Below are 2,137 nucleotides of genomic sequence, written 5' to 3'. Positions count from 1 at the left end.
GCCGATCTTGACGAAGACCTCGTCCAGGTGCCATTTGTCACCCGGCTGCGGGCGCCGCCTGCGCAGCGAATTGGCGTAGGTCTGCCCGAACTTCACACACCAGCGGCGGACCGTCTCGTGGGAGACGGTGACGCCGCGCTCCAGCATGAGCTCCTCGACCTCGCGGAAGCTGAGCGGGAAGCGGAAGTACAGCCACACGCAGTGCGAAATGATCTCCGCGTGATAGCTGTGGTTCGCGTACGACGGCACCCCAGAAGACACGAACCCACCCCTCCCCAGACAGACAACCCGAAGATCATCCCACCACTGCCCGGACAACGTGACAATGCCCCCGGCAGGTTTCCCGCACATCCGGCCCGACCGTCTCCCCGACCCATTCCCCCATCACCACATAAAACAGTCTGGCCCCGCCGCTGACGCGGCGAGGCCAGAACTCCAAGATCTTCTGAGCCTTCTAGCAGGACCTGGAGATGACCGTGAACTCGCCGTCCAGTGAACCATCACCGAGCGTCATCGGGATAACGCTCGTGACTACACCCGAGGTCCACGTGGTACTTCCATGGGTAGGATATTGATAGTGAGCCACAATGTGGCCCTTCGAGTAAATGATGTACGGCCTGAATTGCATGTACGAGATCATGTTGGCAGGCGCGGCCAGAGTGTAGGTCGTGCTCTCGGTGGTGGCGGTAGTGCTGGACGTCGAGTACTGGTGGTTGGTCTCCGTATTGACCGTCAGCATGACCGCTGAGCTTAGCTGGATATTCGCCCCGATCGACGTCGACGTTCCGTCCGTCGTCGTCACCGTGTTGCTGACCGAGGTGGTGATCGTCTTGGCGATGGTGCCGGCCGCCTTACCGCACGTATTCACGTCCCCGGAGACCTTCTGCGCCGCCCCCTTCGCCGCGTACGGCTTCACCACGTCGGCATTGTAATTGCAGCTGGTGGGTGTTTCATATCCGTGCCACCCCTCCGGGCTAACCGCCTGTTCGTTGTTCTGGCCCCAGGGCTTCGCGCAATCAGCTACTACATCTGGCGCGTATGGGTACGGACCATCTGGCTGAGATATGTACCACCTCTTTTCGTCATCCCTCCATGCCGCGTGGGACGGGGCGCTGGCAAGGACCGTGAGCGCGGGGGCGAGGAGCAGGACCAGCGCGGCATGGTGCCGTCGCTGCAAGGGCGTGCGTCTGAGATGTTTCATGCTGATTCCCATCGCGCCCGAGACGAGGGGGCGGCTCGAGCGATTGAAAACTCCGGGCGGACATGGCCCGGAGGGGGGAATTGACTTCCGCGGCCCACCTAACTGCAAACGCCCAGGGCGTCATCTGCAAGAAGACCGCGACGTGGATTGTCCCCAAGTAGCCGATCCGTGATCGGTATCGTCCGCGCCGGGGACAAGACCATGCTGCAGTGATGCAGCGAACCAGGCAATGAATCAAAGGCGATGAAACGATTTGAGTATGATCTCGCAGCGCACGGCGTGTCCATACCCGGATTCCCCCTCACGAAAGTGGTACCCGAACGGGCAGGGGGCATCCCGCGGCCGCGAGGAACCGGGCACCGGCGTACTCAGGTTGAACTGACAGTGCCCGCACGGTTGCTGACGATCCATGATCCTTGCGGTATGCAGTGGGGATGAGGTACGCGCAGGCGGGCGGGTACACGCCCTGTGGGCTCTGTCCAGGACGGCTGCCCGAACGGGCTCGACCTGCTGCGCTTCCTGGAGCGCGTCCAGGAACGCGACCTGGCACGGACCCGGCGCTGGATCGCCAACGAGGAGCGCCGGCAACAGGAGCGGGCCAGGGGCGAGGCCGCACGGCCCGCGCCGCCCGACTGGCTGCTCGACTACGGGCTGAACAACTGAGGCTTGCTCTTCAGGGTGATGGTCAGGGCGGGGCGAGGATGAGTCCGGTTTCGGCGATGAAGCCGTCGAGTAGGCTCGTACTACAGCGGCAATCCAGCTCGGCGATTGGCCGGTCGGGGGTGTTGGTCGCGAAGCACGTGATCCGCATGCCGTCCGCGTCGGTGATCCTCAACTGGGTGCCAGGATGGGGCCGTTCCTTTCGGACGATCAGTCGCATGCCCTTGGGCCAGCCGTCCAGGAGCTTGCCGGTGAGTTCAGCGACCCAGGCTCCGT

2 protein-coding genes and 2 pseudogenes are annotated in these 2,137 nt (G+C 63.3%); 1 reads left to right on the top strand and 3 read right to left on the bottom strand.

Going from position 1 to position 2,137, the window contains the following annotated elements:
- Positions 1–261, bottom strand: a pseudogene (locus ACIRU3_RS47680) (IS6 family transposase); the annotation flags it as partial.
- A gap of 193 nt (positions 262–454) precedes the next feature.
- Positions 455–919: a hypothetical protein gene (locus ACIRU3_RS47675; protein ID WP_404070741.1), complete on the bottom strand. Its 465-nt coding sequence runs from the start codon at positions 917–919 to the stop codon at positions 455–457.
- A 750-nt stretch (positions 920–1,669) separates the two neighbouring features.
- On the opposite strand from ACIRU3_RS47675, the gene ACIRU3_RS47670 reads away from it, so the two are divergent.
- Positions 1,670–1,864 carry a hypothetical protein gene (locus ACIRU3_RS47670; protein ID WP_404070739.1) on the top strand — a complete coding sequence of 65 codons (195 nt, stop codon included), beginning with the start codon at positions 1,670–1,672 and terminating at the stop codon, positions 1,862–1,864.
- Positions 1,865–1,949: 85 nt separating this feature from the next.
- Here the strand turns inward: ACIRU3_RS47670 and ACIRU3_RS47665 are convergent.
- A pseudogene (locus ACIRU3_RS47665) lies at positions 1,950–2,137 on the bottom strand (IS1380 family transposase); the annotation flags it as partial.

It is taken from the genome of Streptomyces sp. NPDC101151, from assembly GCF_044768335.1.
GTDB lineage: Bacteria > Actinomycetota > Actinomycetes > Streptomycetales > Streptomycetaceae > Streptomyces.
The sequence above is the reverse complement of the archived record's forward strand: the minus strand, read 5'-3'. Positions and strand labels throughout refer to the sequence as shown.